This is a genomic window from Acetobacterium wieringae (assembly GCF_026646375.1).
GTDB lineage: Bacteria > Bacillota > Clostridia > Eubacteriales > Eubacteriaceae > Acetobacterium > Acetobacterium wieringae_A.
In genome coordinates this window covers 141,320-157,295 of sequence record NZ_JAIPPU010000007.1, presented here as the reverse complement: position 1 = coordinate 157,295, position 15,976 = coordinate 141,320, and the positions used below count along the sequence as shown (strand labels likewise).

Below are 15,976 nucleotides of genomic sequence, written 5' to 3'. Positions count from 1 at the left end.
AAAATCCAATTATTCAAACTGAATAATTGGATTTTTTTTATCGTCGTGAAATAATAACCTTATTATTGATGGTCAACGTTTTGTTGAACACCCGTTTGAATTTTTTTCCACATTCGTTGATGATCATGTTATCAAATACTGAATGGCCAGTTGTGAGAACATTCAGTTGAACTTCTTTTTCCATAATCACGCAATTCACATCCTTGACGACACCATCCATACTGCGATCCAGATACTCGGATATTTGTAGAAACAAGCTCAATTGATCAATAAGGTGCCGCTCTTCATTCTGTAGTAGCCCCATGTATTCTTCAGAAATATGAATCTTTTTATTGGTTCGATGATTGAGAGCAATAAAGGCACTCATTAAAAGCTCTTTTTGCTCGATCCCCAACAAACCGGAATTTAAAATAATATAAAAACTATGCTCGTGATGATTTCCAAATTGGAGCTTGATGCCGATATCATGAAGCATGGCCGAAGCCCGGATCATCTTTCTGACGTCTTCTTTGATACCATGGAGTGGTTTGAGCTGCTCGAACAGGTTTTCGGTCAGCTTTAACACATGATAGGCGTGAGGGATATTCACATTAAAGTTTAGCATGATATTGACCAGCGACAATTCAAAAATATCATAAACGAGATTGTCTTCATTATAGCCAAAATAATCGTAGATGATCCCATCCCGTAACCCGGCATTACTGATAATCAATTCTGGCGAATCAATATATCTCATGACGCGTTCGAGGGTGTGGCTCGATCCCACAAAAATATCGATTCGTCCCTTGGACAATCCTTTGAGATTGGAACGTTCCGCCAAATTCATGCTGGCGGCCATTTCACAGATCCGCTTGACATCATTTGATTTCATCCGATAATTATGGGCAATTTCCAAAGGATAATCGATAAAGCTCCGGTGAATCCGACCAACATTTCGGATCGTTCCACCCACACCGATTACCGGCAACCCCTCAGCTTTATTGAAGATTGCAATTGCGCTGAATGCGTCTTTTAAAAAATCATCCAGAGCCTTCAGTTTTTTCTCCGATACCTCATTGGTTAAGTCAAATTTTTCGGCCAAATCGATGGAACCAAAGGGCAGACTCACAGCCTCGACCTTCTTGCGGTCTTTGATCAACACAAACTCGGTACTCCCACCGCCAATGTCCATAAGCAAGGCATCATTAACATCAAGGGTGTTAATCGCTCCAAGGTAGTCCATTGAAGCTTCTACCTCTCCAGGAATGATGGTCACATCCAGACCAACTTCAGCTTTGATTCGAGCAACATAGTCGGCTCCGTTTGATGCTTTGCGAACCGCAGCCGTTGCTACTGCAATCACCTTTTCAATGCCGTAGGCTTCGCACATACTAACAAACATGGTCAAGGTTTCGATTCCGAAATCCATCCGATCCTGCTGCAGTTTTCCGGTTTCAGCCAGCTTATCATTTAAACGAACATTCACCTTGACATCATCGATAATCTGAAAATATTCATTGTTGTAGTATTCACCGATCACCAGATGGACACTGTTTGAGCCAATGTCGATGACTCCGATATTTCGTCTTTCCATTGCTATTCTCCCTCAATATTATGTTTTAAAACGGCTTTATTCTTGACCTGTTCAAATTCTGCTTCGGCTTCTTTACAGAAGTAATCCTGACAGGAAAGTAATTCTTTTCCCCGTTTGTCGACCCGGATATACTCTCCTGATTCAGTCATTAAGCGGGTTTTTATGGTGTCTTTTAAAGTAATCTCCAAAATGTGCTTTAGTTTTTTCTTGAGACTCTCTTCTTCAACCGGGAACAAGGTCTCAATTCGACGGTTCAGGTTTCGCTCCATCCAATCGGCACTGGACAGAAAAATGTCTTCCTTCCCCTGGTTGTAAAAATAATAGATCCGGCTGTGTTCCAGAAAGGTTCCCACAATACTGTGAACCGTGATGTGCTCACTGATGCCCGGTAACCCTGGTTTGAGTGAGCACATTCCCCGAACAATCAATTGAATTTCCACTCCTTCGCGAGAGGCTTCATAAAGCTTGTTGATAATATCTTCGTCAACAAGCGCATTCATTTTGGCAATGATCTTACCCTTTTCTCCCATTTTGACGTTTTCTATTTCCCGGTCAATAGCAATGTAAAAGGCATTTCTAAGGGTTTTTGGAGCCACCTCGATTTTTTTCCACAAGGTGTAGTGACTGTAGCCGGACAAGAGGTTAAACAAGGTTGAAACATCTGACCCATAACTCTCTTTGGCGGTGAACATTCCCAAATCGGTATAAAGACCAGCGGTCACATCATTATAATTCCCCGTTCCGAGATGGACATACCGCCGGATCCCATCAGACTCTTTGCGAACCACCAGAATCATTTTACAATGGATTTTGAGCCCCACCAGCCCATAAATGACATGACACCCGGCCTGCTCCAGTTTCTTCGCCCAGACAATATTATTTGCTTCATCAAAGCGCGCTTTGAGTTCAACCAATACGGTAACCTGTTTACCATTTTGAGCTGCCTTAATCAGCGCTTCAATGATTGGTGAATCGCCACTGACCCGATAAAGCGTTTGTTTAATAGCCAGAACGTCGGGATCGGTGGATGCCGCCCGAACAAAATCAACCACCGTCTGAAAAGACTGATACGGATGATGCAAGAGCCGATCCTTTTCCCGAATGACTTCAAAGATGTCGTCAACCTCATAGAATTCACTGGAGATAAGCGGGGTATAGCGGGGCTCCCGGAGTTCATTAAACTCGCTGCGGTTCTGAAATTTCATAAAGCAGGTCAAATCCAGGTTTCCCTTGAGTTCATAAAGCTCACTTTCGATAATTTCCAATTCATGCATCAACCATTTTTTCATTTTTTTACTCATGTCCCGGGTTACTTCCAGTTTAATGCTGGCTCCCCATTTACGTTGCTGAATTGATTTCTCAATTTCAATCAGTAAATCCTCGGCTTCATCCTCATCGATGGCTAAATCGCCATTACGGGTAATCCGGAATTCACTGACCTGCTTGACATCATAACCGGTAAAAAGTTCATTTACAAACGGGCTGATTAAATCTTCAATAAAAATATAGTTTAGCACATCCGATTCTTTCGCTTTCGGTAATGCAATGATTCGGTCCAGAACCTTGGGGATTTCCAGGATCGCCATAAAATCTTTTTCATCCTTAATCTTCGCCTCGGTGTCATGGAGCATGATACACAGATAAACCTGATTGTTTTTTACTAACGGAAAGGGGCGACTGTTGTCAATGGCTTGTGGCGTCAAAACCGGATAACACTCATGCCGGAAATAATGAAGGGCGAAGTCTTTGCCTTCCTCATTCAGTTCATCATAACGCAAAAAAAAGATATTGTTCTGATTCAGCTCCGGGATGATCGATTTTGATAAGCAGGTATACTGCCGAGCCATCATTTCCTGAGTCATGCTGTTAAGAACTGCCAACTGTTCAATCGGGGTTAGTCCATCTACCGATTTTTTGTTGTAGCCAACATTAATCTGATCCATAATCCCAGCAACCCGCACCATAAAAAACTCATCGAGATTTGATGCCGTAATCGCCAAAAATTTCAACCGATCCATTACCAGGTTGCATTTGTCATAAGCCTCGTCTAATACCCGGTAATTAAAATCCAGCCAACTGATTTCACGGTTTATAAATAATCTACTTTTCATGATTCAACCCTCTTAATTTTTAATATCGGTTTAATGCCATAAACATTCTCCATGGTTGCCCGACTTGCTTTAAAGAAATACTCTTCCAACTGAAAATTTTTCCCGGTGGTTAATTCAAGCATCAATTTTTCGTCCTTGACATGACAGTGAAGGTTTTGTATTTTTTGCTGATAACTCTTATCCAGGGCAATGGCCAGCTTTAAAATAGCCGCCAGTTTGGCTACCAGCAACTGTTCTTTTTCATCACTGGAATGAATCTTTTCTTCCACTTTAATAAAATTCGTTTTAACTGCTTCGGCAACCTTACCCATCACCGCTTTCTCTTCCTGGTTAACCCCGATAATGTCGGTTGTTTCAATAATATAGCGGCTTTGCACCCAAAAATTTTTATGATCAATAAAACTGCCCACCTCCATCAGATAACAGAGCATCGATAAGAGCTGCCGCTCTCTTTTTCCCAGTTGGTGATATTTTTTGAGCGAGTCAAATATCTTTAAGCTGATTTTTTCAACAAATTCCGAATGCCTGTGACTGGTATGATACTTTTTACCGATGGTTTTAGCAGAAAGATAACTGCCCTCTTCGATCCATTCAATCAACTGTTGTTTTTTTGTGATCTGGAATTCAAAATCCAAAAAAGCATCGCCGATAATCATCGGAATCAAAATAAAGGTTTCGACTCCTGTTTCAGCCAGTAGCTTTAAATAAAGCATCAGGGTATGATTCAGGGTTTCTGCTTCACTTTGATCCAAAAGTGGGTACTTTTTCAATAATTGGTTCACGGTCAGATCGCCCGCCACCTTGCACAGCTTCCCAAAATCCTCGGCATTGATCACATAATAATCCTGTCGTTCCGTGATGCCACAAAGCTGAGCAATGACATCAACTTCGTGGGAGGATACAAAAAGTCTTTTAATGTGACGTTTTCTGATGTTTTCAACAATATCCTGGGTATTGATGGAGATGAACTCCATCAGTAACGTTTCAAAGCGCTCCGAGTTTTCTTCGATGGATTTCAGGATTTCCTTCATTTTTAAATAACCCAGCTCAGCGGTCTGATGATAATCAATGACTCCATTTTTTAGGAGTGCCACTGACACATTCCCGCTGGAGATAGATGCCAGCATCTGATCCTCTTTGGTATCAGTGATTATATTAAATTGCGGATCGCACTTTAACACCATATGGCGATAAATAAGATGGGTCTCTTCTTCCTTGTCGAGAATTTCCACCTCGTAACCACCGGTATTGATTTTGATTTGTTCAAGAATATAAAGCCGATTTCTGGCTTCACGGAGAGCTGTTGTTCCAAATATTTTAATCGATTCAACGCCGTAGGTTTTAGACATTTCGATGTATTCATTAATCGTTTGACACAAGGCATATACAGATTTAAATGAGATCTCCCCTTTAGTAAAGCTCTGACTCCCAAAATTAATGGGAAACATGGCTCGATCCAATATTTTAATGCAGCCTTTGCCCCGCTGTCCAACGATCAGTTCACAACGGATTGAACCAATATAGATTACTGAAAACCGCTTAATCATAAACGTCACCTCGCATTCTTTTTTCTATTTTATCACAATTTAAACACTTTTTTTGTTAAAACTAATCGAAACACTGATTTTTTTTCAATAAAACAGCTCATCAGGGTAGTTATGTTTTCAGCGCTAGCGCTTTTATGTTACAATAGTAAAAGACTTTACATCAGGAGGAAAATCTTTTGCTTGGAACCATTATCAATGCCGCCGCCATTGTTGTCTGCGGCCTCATCGGCCTATTATTTAAACGGGCTTTACCACAACGTCTCTGTGAAACCATTACCCAAGGTCTGGGACTGGGCGTAGTTGTCATTGGCATCACGATGACCATCGAAACCGAAAACATTATGCTGATGCTGCTGAGTCTATTATTTGGCGGCATCCTGGGGGAACTGATCAATATTGAAAAACAATTAAAACGAATTGGCGACAGCCTGGAAAAAAAGATGAAAAACAATAGCAATAATATCTCCCACGGCTTTGTCAGTGCCTCGCTGCTTTTCTGCACCGGCTCGATGGCCATTATGGGTGCTTTGGAAAATGGGCTCACCGGGACGGTCAGTATTCTTCTGAGCAAGTCGCTCTTGGATGGTATTTTTTCGATGATTCTCTCATCGACTTTAGGAATCGGCGTCGTCTTTTCCGCTATTCCAGTTCTTCTCTACCAGGGCAGCATTTCACTTTTAGCTGGCTCAGTCAAAACCCTGCTCTCTCCGGAAATGATCACCGAAATGAATGCTGTTGGTGGCGTTCTAATCTTGGCCATTGGTATTAATATGCTTAAAATCAAAGAGCTTAAGGTCGGCAACCTGCTGCCAGCAGTTTTTATGCCGATTCTGTTTATCTGGATCATGGGAATTTTGGGAATTTAGCATAAAAAAAGTGTAGAATTCAAAACCGATTCGGTTAAATTCTACACTTTTTAAGCAAGCCATCATTACGACTTTTTTTATACTAATTGAAAACGCTGTTTAGACTTCTGAAAATGCGTTTTTATCAACGCCACATTCTGGACAGACCCAATCTTCAGGAATATCGGCAAACGCAGTTCCAGCTGCTACCCCGTTGTCTGGATCTCCTAATTCTGGATCATAAACATAACCACAGATATCACATTCAAATTTTTGCATTGTATTTCTCCTTTACTCTTAGAATGACATATTTCTATTATAATCATTCTAAGCAATATTACAATGTTTTTTTTTACTATTCAGTTTTTTCTCGCAATTTTCATTAAAAAGAAAATGCGTCAGATGAATTGTCGAAGATTGGCCGCACCGATCAAACCGGCTTCATTTCGAAAGGTAGCCAGCACAATTTCAGGCATTGCATACTGGGGATAGGTTAAACAACTTTTGGCGCTGGCCTGAATCCGGTTTAAAAGAAAATCTCCAGCCTCAGACAAGCCACCACCAATTACGAATATCCCGGGATCTATGAGATCGTTGATGTTGGAAATGGCCCAACCTAAATATTTAGCCAGCCGATTGACTGCTGCCAACGCCAGTACATCGCCAGCTTTGGCAGCATCAAAAATTCGTTTGGCATCATAAGTGTCGTCTTTTTTTAATTCGGACTCCACGCCTTCATCTAGTTGTTTCTGACAATAGCGAATCAGTGCTGTTGCCGAAGCAAAGGTTTCAAGACAGCCGTTTTTGCCGCAATTGCAGTCGTAGAAATTTTCTTCCATGATCATGTGGCCGGCTTCTGAGGCGACCCCATGGGCTCCCGAAATAATCCGATCATTGATGATCACCCCACCACCGACACCGGTGCCAAGGGTTAATAACACCGAGCTGGTTCGACCCCGAGTGCTGCCAAATGCCGCTTCAGCAATACAAGCTGCCGTGGCATCATTAACCAGAAGCACCTCAAGTGCCAGGACTGCTTCGAGATCTTGCTTTAGTGCTTTGTTCTTCCAATTAAGATTAGGACAGGAAACGACGGTTGATCCATCCCCTGAGAGGATTCCGGGAATTCCGATTCCCACGGTGGTTTCTTCCGGTGAAAGCTGAACCAGTTCGTTTATTAATGCAGCAAGATCACTCACTACACGATCATAGCCCATTTGGCTTTGGGTTTTGACTCGCCGTTCTTCCTGAATGACACCCCGATGATTGACAATACCACCTTTAATTGCGGTGCCACCTAAATCAATACCGATTCCCATCCTATTCCTCCCTTTTTAACTGATGGCTGTGGTTGATAATCCCGCCATCGAATTAAGACTAATCAACGACACACCTAGACTAAGACCAGCGGCTACCACTTCCAGTCCAATCACTGGAAGCGCCGTTTTTTTGTAACTCACACCGTAGACAATGGCCAGACCAATAATGGTCAGGACAATCTGCCAGATATTGAAAATGCTGAAAATCCCTCCCAGGAAGGCCACCCAATCCATCTCATAAACCTTGGTCATATCAATCGGTTTTTGAAAGAAAATATTGAGAATATTCTGGAAAATTTTGGGGAAATAACTCAGGCCGACCACATACACTGCTGTCTTAAACGAACCCTCACCCCCCATTTTCTTTAACACCAGATTAAAGATGGCTGCCTTCACCACCATGGCAACTGCCACGCTGATGATCCCGGAGATGATTCCGGTAACAATGCTAATGGTTTTAACCATTCCCATCTGATCAGCTGGCAGATCCATGGTGCCTACCACATTTCCGGCAATGACACCTGTTAAACAGCCGATCATGGCAATAATCAAAATTGGGATAATCAGAGAATGTTTTTCTTTTTCGGCAACCTGTTTAAAAAATCTGACCGGATTAATTAATAAATATAAATAGTTCATCCTTACTCCTTCTCGTCTTAAATTTCTATCCTGTCTTTGCAACCGCTTATTCACACCTTAAAAATTGCAAGCTCAGTTATTTTTATTATCGCTTTCTGATATTTTTGCGCTCTTTCACTATTCACTGCGGATCGCATCCAGGGAACTGAGATTGGCTGCTTTGATAGCCGGACGAACGCCGGACAAGAGCCCGACCAGCGCCGAAAAAAACAAGGCAAAAACAACCAGACCGGGGGTGATGTAGGAAATCGTCACACCCCCTTCACCACCGATAAATAAACCCGCAATCAGATTGATCAGTACCGATAGCACCAGGCTGATGACAATCCCCACCAGACCGCCGATCAATCCAATCATGGTTGATTCGGCAATAAACATGTTGCGGATATCCGAAATCGATGCCCCAATGACCTTCATGATCCCAATTTCCTTGGTGCGTTCATAAATGGACATGGTCATGGTATTGACAATGCCGATACAGGCAACCAACAAAGCGACCCCACCGATACCACCCAGCAGAATCTGAAGCATCTGAAAGACGCTGCCCATCGAATCCAAAATCTGTTGCATCGAAAAGACTGTAAATTTCATCGCTTCAACTTCAGAAGTGACATCATTTACCACCGAAGAATCCTCGACGGTCACCAACGCCTGGGAATAGCCCTGCTTCTTGACATTGGCTTTCCTCCCGGTCTGCCATTCGTTCAGGTCTGTCACCAGATGATAGTCAGCGATGATCGAGTAATCCTCATTTCCCCCAGTGGCTTCCAGCACACCAGTCACCTTCAGCTTCTGAGTCTTTATCTCTTCTTCGCCGTTGGCATTGGTACGTTTGATGGTCATGGTAATGTTCTGGCCTATTAGATCTTCCGGTTTAACCGCACTGGCTTCAAGTTGGGTTGACGCACCGGTGTAGGTAAAGCTGGTTAATACATCTTTGCCAAGGATCACACTGTTTTCATCGTTGGCTCCAGGCTTTTTACCACTGGTTGTAACATAGCGCATATCTTCCAGGACAGCATAGTCCACGCCCATCAGAGAAACCCCATATTGCTCACGATCAACTTCTATTTCCCCGCCGCTTAGATTGACCACCGGCGTAACCGCCACGACCCCATCGATTTTCTTTAAATCTTTGATGGCATCATCATTAAGGATTGCTTTATCGTCCGTTTTTCCACCACCCATCGCAGTCATCCCCATCGAAGAGAGATCCTGATAGACCTGTAGCGTGGTCACAGAACCAATCCCGGACAATTCATCCGTAATGCTCTTTTGAGCCCCGTTTCCAATGGAAACCATCACGATGATCGAGGCCGTTCCGATGACTACCCCAATAATTGTGAGGATTGTTCGAAATTTCATCCGCCAGAGATTCTCCCAGGATAATCGCAGGAGTTCTTGCTTATTCACACCTTCACCCCGCTAAGCGCCAATGCCAAAGACTACTCTGAGAAATTTTTGAAAAAAGTTCTCGTCTCCCGATTCCGCCGTCTGAGTTGTGGCTTCCTCAGAAACAATGGTAATGTTTTTTTCAATCACCCGTTCATTATTGAAACTGTCCATGTATTTTACGGATATTTTCCCGGGAAATTCACCACTTTGACTCGTGGTGACATCAGCGGAGAAGTCATCGTTATCATCTTTTTCGAAGGTGCCATAATACTGATAATCTTTGGAGAAATCGACACCATCAGCAGATACACTAACCTGCACCCCACGCACCGGATTTGATCCAAAATTAGCAATTTCAAAATTGATCGGGGTAACCCCTTTATCATTCTTAGCTAAAACAAAACGATCTGGGGCAATAATCGACATCGATTCACTTTCATTGATTACAATCCCCACTGTTTCTGTGAAATTATAAACACTGCCACCACTGGTTTCGCAATTGATTTGCAAATTTAAATTATAATTTTTAGCCTCAGCATTTGGTGATGTCACCATGGGAATCTCAATCGTTGCACTTTCACCAGAAGGAATTTCTTCCCGATAGAAATGACTGCCGCTTCCTACCATCGAAAAGACCCCCAAGTCATTCGCGCCCGACTGGGACAATACATCCAGGGTTACATTATGGGCATCATAGTCACCGTGATTGGTTAAGGTAACCACCATCTTGAATTCCTTACCGGGTGATACCGTCGCCGGATTGAAAGTGACTGAACTGATCTGAAGCAACGGTTGTTCCGGTGCCGCCAAAGCTGTTGGCATAAAACATAATGATAGCAGGATAATCACCAATAGGGCTGAAAGCAGCGGTTTTGTCTTCATTTCGATTTTTGTTCTTTCTTTCATAATTTCTCCATTTCTTTGAGTATTCATTCTGATCAATGTTTATTGATTGACTTCGGCCTCAATCAGGCCATCACACATGTGGATTACCTTGGTACAGTATTTAGTCGTATCCGGATCATGGGTGACGATGACAAAGGTCTGCTTCTCTTCCCGATTGAGTCGGGTAATCATTTCCATGATGTCGGCACTGGTTTTGGAGTCCAGATTCCCGGTTGGCTCATCGGCCAGAATTATTTCCGGATGATTAACCAGCGCCCGGGCAATACTCACCCGCTGTTGTTGGCCTCCAGAAAGTTCACTTGGTTTGTGTCCCATCCGATCCACTAAGCCAACAACTTCCAGCGCTTCCTGTGCCCGTTGTTGCCGGATTTCTTTTTTGACCCCGGCAAAGGTTAGTGCCAGTGCAACGTTTTCCATGGCTGTCATGGTGGAAATCAGATTATAGGACTGAAAAATAAATCCCAGGTGCTCCCTGCGAAACAGACACAGTTCATTTTCAGTCATGTCGCTGATGCGATAATCACGAATCATAATGTCGCCGGAAGTAGGCGGTACCAGTCCCCCCAGAACGTTTAAAAAGGTGGATTTGCCTGATCCTGAAGGACCAAGCAGGGCCACCATTTCTCCCTGTTCAATATCCAGATCGATTCCCTTGAGGATATGAATGTCTTCCTTCCCCAACTTGAAATCTTTGTGCAAATCTCTGACTTGAATAAATATTTAGATCGCCCCGCTTTCATTTTATCTTTTTCAACCATTTAATTGCAGATTATTATAACACAAATCAACACAAATTATTCCAGATTTAGTCTTTTTTTCATAATGGTTAGGGTCGTGTAATAAAAACCCACTCCCATTACAACATTAAGTACGGTTGAACTATTAAGAAGCCAATTGATGGTAGTGATGGCATCGCTGCCATTTAGAACACTGTTCTCCAGATTTCCGATGGCAAAAACAGTCATAAAAATCGACATGATAATCTGGAGTGCAATCGTAATGACGATATAAGCCCCAAACGCAGCGACAATCCGGTGCTGATTAAATAATTGGCCAATGGCTATGGCTGCATAGATCATCAGAATCGAAGCAACGGTTTCAACCAGTAAAAAAATGATCATTTCAAAAATAAAAAAATTCAGTTCCATTCCAGTCTGCAGGTAAAACATTGAGTAAGCTGACCGGATCGCCTGAGTCAACTCCATCATCGAAAAGTTCCCCAGCGAGAAGATAAAAAAAGTCAAAAAAATCATAATTGTACAAACAGCCGACCAGATTAGGCCAACGACAAGTTTGGAGCATACCAGCTCCCAGGTTTTAACTGGCAGCGAAAACATCAGGTAGCCTTCGTCAGTAAATAAATTTTTATAAAAGCGCTGAATGATCATGACCAACGTCATCACACATATGGCTACTACCAGCACAAAATAGAGAGTGAAGCTGATACCTAAAATGATTTCCGCTACCTTATTATTGGATACCGCTTCAGAAAAGAAATCCGGAGCACCAATTGCCATCACCAATTTGGTGAAAACTGTTAAAATCAACAGGGCGCCGTAAAGAGGAATAAAAATTCGGCTGGTGGCCCTAGTTTCATGCTTAATTAATTTTGCTAACATTTAAAAACCTCCCTGAATAATCCATCCACAGACTTATTATGGGTTTCCCGGATTTCATCCACACTGGAACTCAATGCCAGTTCGCCCTGATTAATAAAAATAATGTCATCCAATATCTGCTCAACATCAGCAATCAAATGCGTCGAAATAATTACCGAGGCCTCTTCTTTATAATTGGTGATGATCGTATTCAATATATAGTCTCTGGCGGCTGGATCCACCCCTCCAATGGGCTCATCCAGGAGGTAGAGCTCAGCTTGACGGCTCATCACCAGGATCAGTTGCACTTTCTCCTTGGTTCCCTTGGACATGGTCTTGAGTCGATCATCAGGGTTGATATTTAGATCTTTTAACATGTTTTCAGCTTTAATGCGATTAAAGTCAGCATAAAAATCTTCAAAGAAAGCAATGATTTCACTGACCCGCATCCAATCATTTAGGTAGGTTCGTTCCGATAAATATGATACTTTCGCTTTGGTATCGACCCCTGGAGGCTGACCGTCAATAATAATTTCCCCTGCTGTTGGCACCAGCAAACCAGCTGCTATCTTTATAAAGGTGCTTTTCCCGCTGCCGTTTGGTCCCAGTAATCCAATGATCCGGCCCCGGGATATTTCCAGGTTGATTTGGGAAAGGGCTGTTTTTTTTCCATAGCTTTTGGTTAAATTCTTAGTGCTTAATATGGTCATCTTCCTTCTCCCCTTCCTCGATCTTTTCCATCAATTCCAATATTTCATTACGACCCATCCCCAACTTTTTCATTTTTTCAAGGAATGCGCTAATTTCCTGAACTGCCAAACCCTTTTTTGCTTCTTCTATCACTTTCATATCCTCCGTAATAAATCTGCCGCTGGTTCGTTGTGCAAAGACGAGTCCCATTCTTTCCAGTTCTGCCAATGCTTTTTGCATCGTATTGGGATTGACGCCTGCATCCATTGCCATCTCTCTCACTGATTCAAGTTTTTCTCCCGGTGCATAAATACCGGAAATGATTCTAAGCTCTATTTGTTCCACCAACTGTTTATAGATGGGGCGATCGGAATCGATAATCCATTTCATGGCTGTCCTCCTTTGTATTATTGTATTACTTGATTAATACAATAATACTATTTAATTAAATTGTCAAGCGTTATTAAACAAAAAAGAAAAAAACAGAACTCCGAGAGCTCTGTTTGAAGTTAACTCAGCATACCGCTTTAATATATCACGGCTTAGACTTCTTTGATTTCAAAAGCACTAACCATCTGTTTAAGCAGCTGTGCCTGTGCGGACAGCTCTTCACTGGCGGCAGAACTTTGTTCGGCAGTGGCGGAATGGGTTTGAACTACCGTCGATACCATTTCAATTCCCTGATTAATCTGTTCGATCGCGCAAGCCTGATCATGAGACGCCTCGGCAATATTTTTTACCAGATCGGTAACAATTTCAATCTCTGCCAGAATTTCTTTTATGCTGAGCGCTGTATCATCGGCGATTCGGCTACCAACTTTTACCGCATCAATGGAGCCTTCAATCAGACTGGTGGTTTCTTTGACGGCGGATCGACTGCGTACTGCAAGATTTCTGACTTCCTGGGCAACGACTGCAAAACCTTTGCCGTGCTGTCCGGCCCGGGCCGCTTCCACTGCGGCATTCAAGGCTAAAATATTGGTCTGGAATGCTATATCATCAATAACCTTGATAATTTTGGAAATATTTTGTGACGATTCATTAATAGCTATCATAGCGGCCACCATTTTCTGCATTTGGGAATTGCCATCGATGGCATTTGTTCGCACTGCCAGCGCCCGCTCATTGGCTTCATTGGCGCGACTAGCATTATCTTTGGTTTCAACGGCCACTTCCTCAATCGATGCCGACAATTCCTGAATTGAACTGGCTTGTTCGGTCGTCCCCTGTGCCAATGCCTGGCTACTGTCAGAAATTTGGATGGCACCTCCCTCCACCTGTGCTGAAACCCCATCAATATCGGCAAGGGTGGTACTCAGTTGCCGATTGATGTCGTTAAGTGATCGTTTGATGGCTGAAAAATCGCCTCTGAATTCGGTGGTAATTTCCTGATTTAAATTACCCTGTCCCATTGCCGCCAACGTACCTGTTATTTCACCCACATAGGCCGCCAATGAAGTGATCGTCTGATTAAGATCCTCTTTAATTCTGGCATGATCGCCCTTGTATGCACCCTTAACCACCGTTTGAAGATTTCCTTGGGCCAAGTCCTGAAGCACGCTGGATGCTTCTTTGACCGGTTCGATAATCGCATCAAGCGTCTGATTAAATCCCTCAATGACCATGGCATACTCACCACAAAACTTACTGCTATCGCCTCGATGGCTTAAATCACCTTCCACCGCAATCTGAGCCATGGTTTCAGTTTCAGCCACCAATTGATAAATATTTTCTATCATCCCCACCAGGGTCGGCATCAATTTATCATTTTCGCTGCGCTTGCCATTCTGCTTTAAATCGGCCAAATCACTGAGATTGCCTTCCCGAATATTCCCTGCTATTCGTGTGATGGTCAGCAGCAGCCGACGAATCCCATTGATGGACTCGGCAATTTCGGCATAAATCCCCAGGTAATCACCCTGAATTGACTGAGAAAAATCATTCTGATTCATCAGACCCAGCACCCGATTACCATCTTCCAGCGCCGCTAAGCCATCAATGCAGGCGTTGATGCTATTCTTAAAGGTTTCGAAATCACCATAGTAGGTGTCTTCTATTTTTTCGGGGATGATCCCACATCCAATCTGACTGACATATTCAGCGGCAACGTTTATTGGTACAACCAGGGCATCCAGTGTGCGATTAAAGCCAATCAGAATTTCTTTGAACCCGCCATTAAAGGCATCGGCATTGCTACGGATCTCCAACTGCCCGGCAACAGCTGCTTGAGCTAGCAAAGTAGACTCGGCAATCAGTCCCCGAATGGTTTTTATGGTCTGCTTTAACGCCGGGGTTATTTCATCCTGATCATCCTTGGCCTCAATGTTAGCCGACAGATTCCCGTTTGAAATCTGATGCATGGTTTCAATGACAACGTGCTGCAGATCATCCGCAAAATGGTCCATGGTCTCCGCCATTTCTCCCACCTCATCCTGACGCTCCATCTTCAGTCGCATCCCCAAATGACCCATACTCATTTCTTTGATCATCACATTAATTCGAGCCATCGGTTTCGTGATGGTTGACGTAATCAGAAAGCCCAGCAGTAACGAGAGGATTACTCCAACAACCAACAAGATGATCGTTAACAAAGTTGATGATGCCGCAATAGCCTGGTTACTTTTAGCGGTATCTTTTACAATCACCAGTTTCAGCTCCATCATTTCACGATAATTGGCTTCAATTTGCGTATAGATTGTTTCAAACTCACTGCTCTTTGCTAGAACTCCTGCTTCGGCTGATCTCCCCGCACGTGTCAGATTGATCATTTCGGTGACCATGGCATCAAATTGATCTTTAAGCAGATAGGTTTCATCGGCGATTTCAATGGCTTTCGAATCCATCAAGGTCGTTTGAAACGTTTTAAGATTGGAGTCGAATCGAGCGTTTCTTTTTAAAATTTCTTTTTCAATGGCATCAATGTCTTCCGGCGTTGTGGCCCGGGTTAAATCATCAACTTTGCCGATAATTCCCTGAAAGGAGTCGACAATATAAACCAGTTCCCCCAGTGGTTTGGCCATTTTCTCATAAAGATACACATCTTGCTGGCTTATTTTTTGAATTCCAATCAGTCCCATGGCACCAATTCCCCCAGCGATCATGGCGATAATCAGATATCCCAAAATTATTTTTCGACCAATTTTTAAATCATAAAACCATTTCATTAATACTTCTCTCCATCTTCTGCTAATTTATATCAATTAATAGTTAAGAAACTAAATAACAGCGATAAAGATCCTCAGTTTCCTGTTTATCTTTATCGCTGTTAAAAGTCTAACATGTGCTGAAAGTGCATATGTTAAGATTTTGAAAAGTTTAAATTAAGAGTCTGTTAATTCATTTTGCAAATATTA

The 15,976-nt window shown here is 42.8% G+C and carries 14 protein-coding genes; 1 reads left to right on the top strand and 13 read right to left on the bottom strand.

Features of this window, described 5'->3' with window-relative positions:
• Positions 1-37: 37 nt before the first annotated feature.
• From Q7P33_RS08480 to Q7P33_RS08470, 3 genes are read right to left on the bottom strand one after another with little or no spacing between them, the layout of a single operon-like run.
• Positions 38-1,573, bottom strand: a complete 1,536-nt coding sequence (locus Q7P33_RS08480; protein WP_303869235.1) for a Ppx/GppA phosphatase family protein — start codon at positions 1,571-1,573, stop codon at positions 38-40.
• A 2-nt stretch (positions 1,574-1,575) separates the two neighbouring features.
• A complete protein-coding gene (locus Q7P33_RS08475) occupies positions 1,576-3,684 on the bottom strand; it encodes an RNA degradosome polyphosphate kinase (protein ID WP_303869234.1) in 2,109 nt (702 codons plus the stop codon).
• Positions 3,681-5,231, bottom strand: a complete 1,551-nt coding sequence (locus tag Q7P33_RS08470; RefSeq protein WP_250932949.1) for an exopolyphosphatase — start codon at positions 5,229-5,231, stop codon at positions 3,681-3,683. Before Q7P33_RS08470 ends, Q7P33_RS08475 begins: the two co-directional genes overlap by 4 nt.
• A 176-nt stretch (positions 5,232-5,407) precedes the next feature.
• Between Q7P33_RS08470 and Q7P33_RS08465 the strand changes: the two genes are divergently transcribed.
• On the top strand, positions 5,408-6,097 hold the full coding sequence (locus Q7P33_RS08465; protein WP_250932950.1) for a DUF554 domain-containing protein: 690 nt from the start codon (positions 5,408-5,410) through the stop codon (positions 6,095-6,097).
• A gap of 99 nt (positions 6,098-6,196) precedes the next feature.
• Here the strand turns inward: Q7P33_RS08465 and rd are convergent, their stop codons facing one another.
• From rd to Q7P33_RS08415, 10 genes are all read right to left on the bottom strand, one after another.
• Positions 6,197-6,355 (bottom strand): rubredoxin, encoded by a 159-nt coding sequence (rd, locus tag Q7P33_RS08460; protein ID WP_070371116.1) that lies wholly within the window; start codon positions 6,353-6,355, stop codon positions 6,197-6,199.
• Between the two features lie 119 nt (positions 6,356-6,474).
• Positions 6,475-7,395, bottom strand: coding sequence for an ROK family protein (locus Q7P33_RS08455; RefSeq protein WP_070371115.1), 921 nt, complete (start codon positions 7,393-7,395; stop codon positions 6,475-6,477).
• 15 nt (positions 7,396-7,410) lie between these two features.
• Positions 7,411-8,034, bottom strand: a complete 624-nt coding sequence (locus tag Q7P33_RS08450) for a Yip1 family protein (RefSeq protein ID WP_070371114.1) — start codon at positions 8,032-8,034, stop codon at positions 7,411-7,413.
• A gap of 117 nt (positions 8,035-8,151) precedes the next feature.
• The gene (locus Q7P33_RS08445; protein WP_148636384.1) at positions 8,152-9,447 is read right to left on the bottom strand and encodes an ABC transporter permease; all 1,296 of its coding nucleotides are present in this window, start codon (positions 9,445-9,447) and stop codon (positions 8,152-8,154) included.
• Positions 9,448-9,459: 12 nt separating this feature from the next.
• A complete protein-coding gene (locus Q7P33_RS08440) occupies positions 9,460-10,335 on the bottom strand; it encodes a COG1361 S-layer family protein (protein ID WP_187389149.1) in 876 nt (291 codons plus the stop codon).
• A 39-nt stretch (positions 10,336-10,374) separates the two neighbouring features.
• The gene (locus Q7P33_RS08435; protein ID WP_070371111.1) at positions 10,375-11,055 is read right to left on the bottom strand and encodes an ABC transporter ATP-binding protein; all 681 of its coding nucleotides are present in this window, start codon (positions 11,053-11,055) and stop codon (positions 10,375-10,377) included.
• 74 nt (positions 11,056-11,129) lie between these two features.
• Positions 11,130-11,954 carry a hypothetical protein gene (locus tag Q7P33_RS08430; RefSeq protein WP_070371110.1) on the bottom strand — a complete coding sequence of 275 codons (825 nt, stop codon included), beginning with the start codon at positions 11,952-11,954 and terminating at the stop codon, positions 11,130-11,132.
• Positions 11,948-12,643 (bottom strand): ABC transporter ATP-binding protein, encoded by a 696-nt coding sequence (locus Q7P33_RS08425; RefSeq protein WP_148636382.1) that lies wholly within the window; start codon positions 12,641-12,643, stop codon positions 11,948-11,950. Before Q7P33_RS08425 ends, Q7P33_RS08430 begins: the two co-directional genes overlap by 7 nt.
• Entirely contained in the window at positions 12,624-13,013 is a 390-nt protein-coding gene (locus Q7P33_RS08420) for a GntR family transcriptional regulator (RefSeq protein ID WP_070371108.1), read from the bottom strand. Before Q7P33_RS08420 ends, Q7P33_RS08425 begins: the two co-directional genes overlap by 20 nt.
• Positions 13,014-13,165: 152 nt before the next feature.
• Positions 13,166-15,787, bottom strand: coding sequence for a methyl-accepting chemotaxis protein (locus Q7P33_RS08415; protein WP_303869226.1), 2,622 nt, complete (start codon positions 15,785-15,787; stop codon positions 13,166-13,168).
• Between the last annotated feature and the right edge of the window lie 189 nt (positions 15,788-15,976).

Bases quoted from the DNA above. Each gene is read 5' to 3' on its own strand.
- Q7P33_RS08430 (WP_070371110.1), bottom strand. From the start codon at position 11,954: ATGTTAGCAAAATTAATTAAGCATGAAACTAGGGCCACCAGCCGAATT.
- Q7P33_RS08420 (WP_070371108.1), bottom strand. From the start codon at position 13,013: ATGAAATGGATTATCGATTCCGATCGCCCCATCTATAAACAGTTGGTG.
- Q7P33_RS08475 (WP_303869234.1), bottom strand. From the start codon at position 3,684: ATGAAAAGTAGATTATTTATAAACCGTGAAATCAGTTGGCTGGATTTT.
- Q7P33_RS08425 (WP_148636382.1), bottom strand. From the start codon at position 12,643: ATGACCATATTAAGCACTAAGAATTTAACCAAAAGCTATGGAAAAAAA.
- Q7P33_RS08480 (WP_303869235.1), bottom strand. From the start codon at position 1,573: ATGGAAAGACGAAATATCGGAGTCATCGACATTGGCTCAAACAGTGTC.
- Q7P33_RS08450 (WP_070371114.1), bottom strand. From the start codon at position 8,034: ATGAACTATTTATATTTATTAATTAATCCGGTCAGATTTTTTAAACAG.
- Q7P33_RS08455 (WP_070371115.1), bottom strand. From the start codon at position 7,395: ATGGGAATCGGTATTGATTTAGGTGGCACCGCAATTAAAGGTGGTATT.
- rd (WP_070371116.1), bottom strand. From the start codon at position 6,355: ATGCAAAAATTTGAATGTGATATCTGTGGTTATGTTTATGATCCAGAA.
- Q7P33_RS08440 (WP_187389149.1), bottom strand. From the start codon at position 10,335: ATGAAAGAAAGAACAAAAATCGAAATGAAGACAAAACCGCTGCTTTCA.
- Q7P33_RS08470 (WP_250932949.1), bottom strand. From the start codon at position 5,231: ATGATTAAGCGGTTTTCAGTAATCTATATTGGTTCAATCCGTTGTGAA.
- Q7P33_RS08415 (WP_303869226.1), bottom strand. From the start codon at position 15,787: ATGAAATGGTTTTATGATTTAAAAATTGGTCGAAAAATAATTTTGGGA.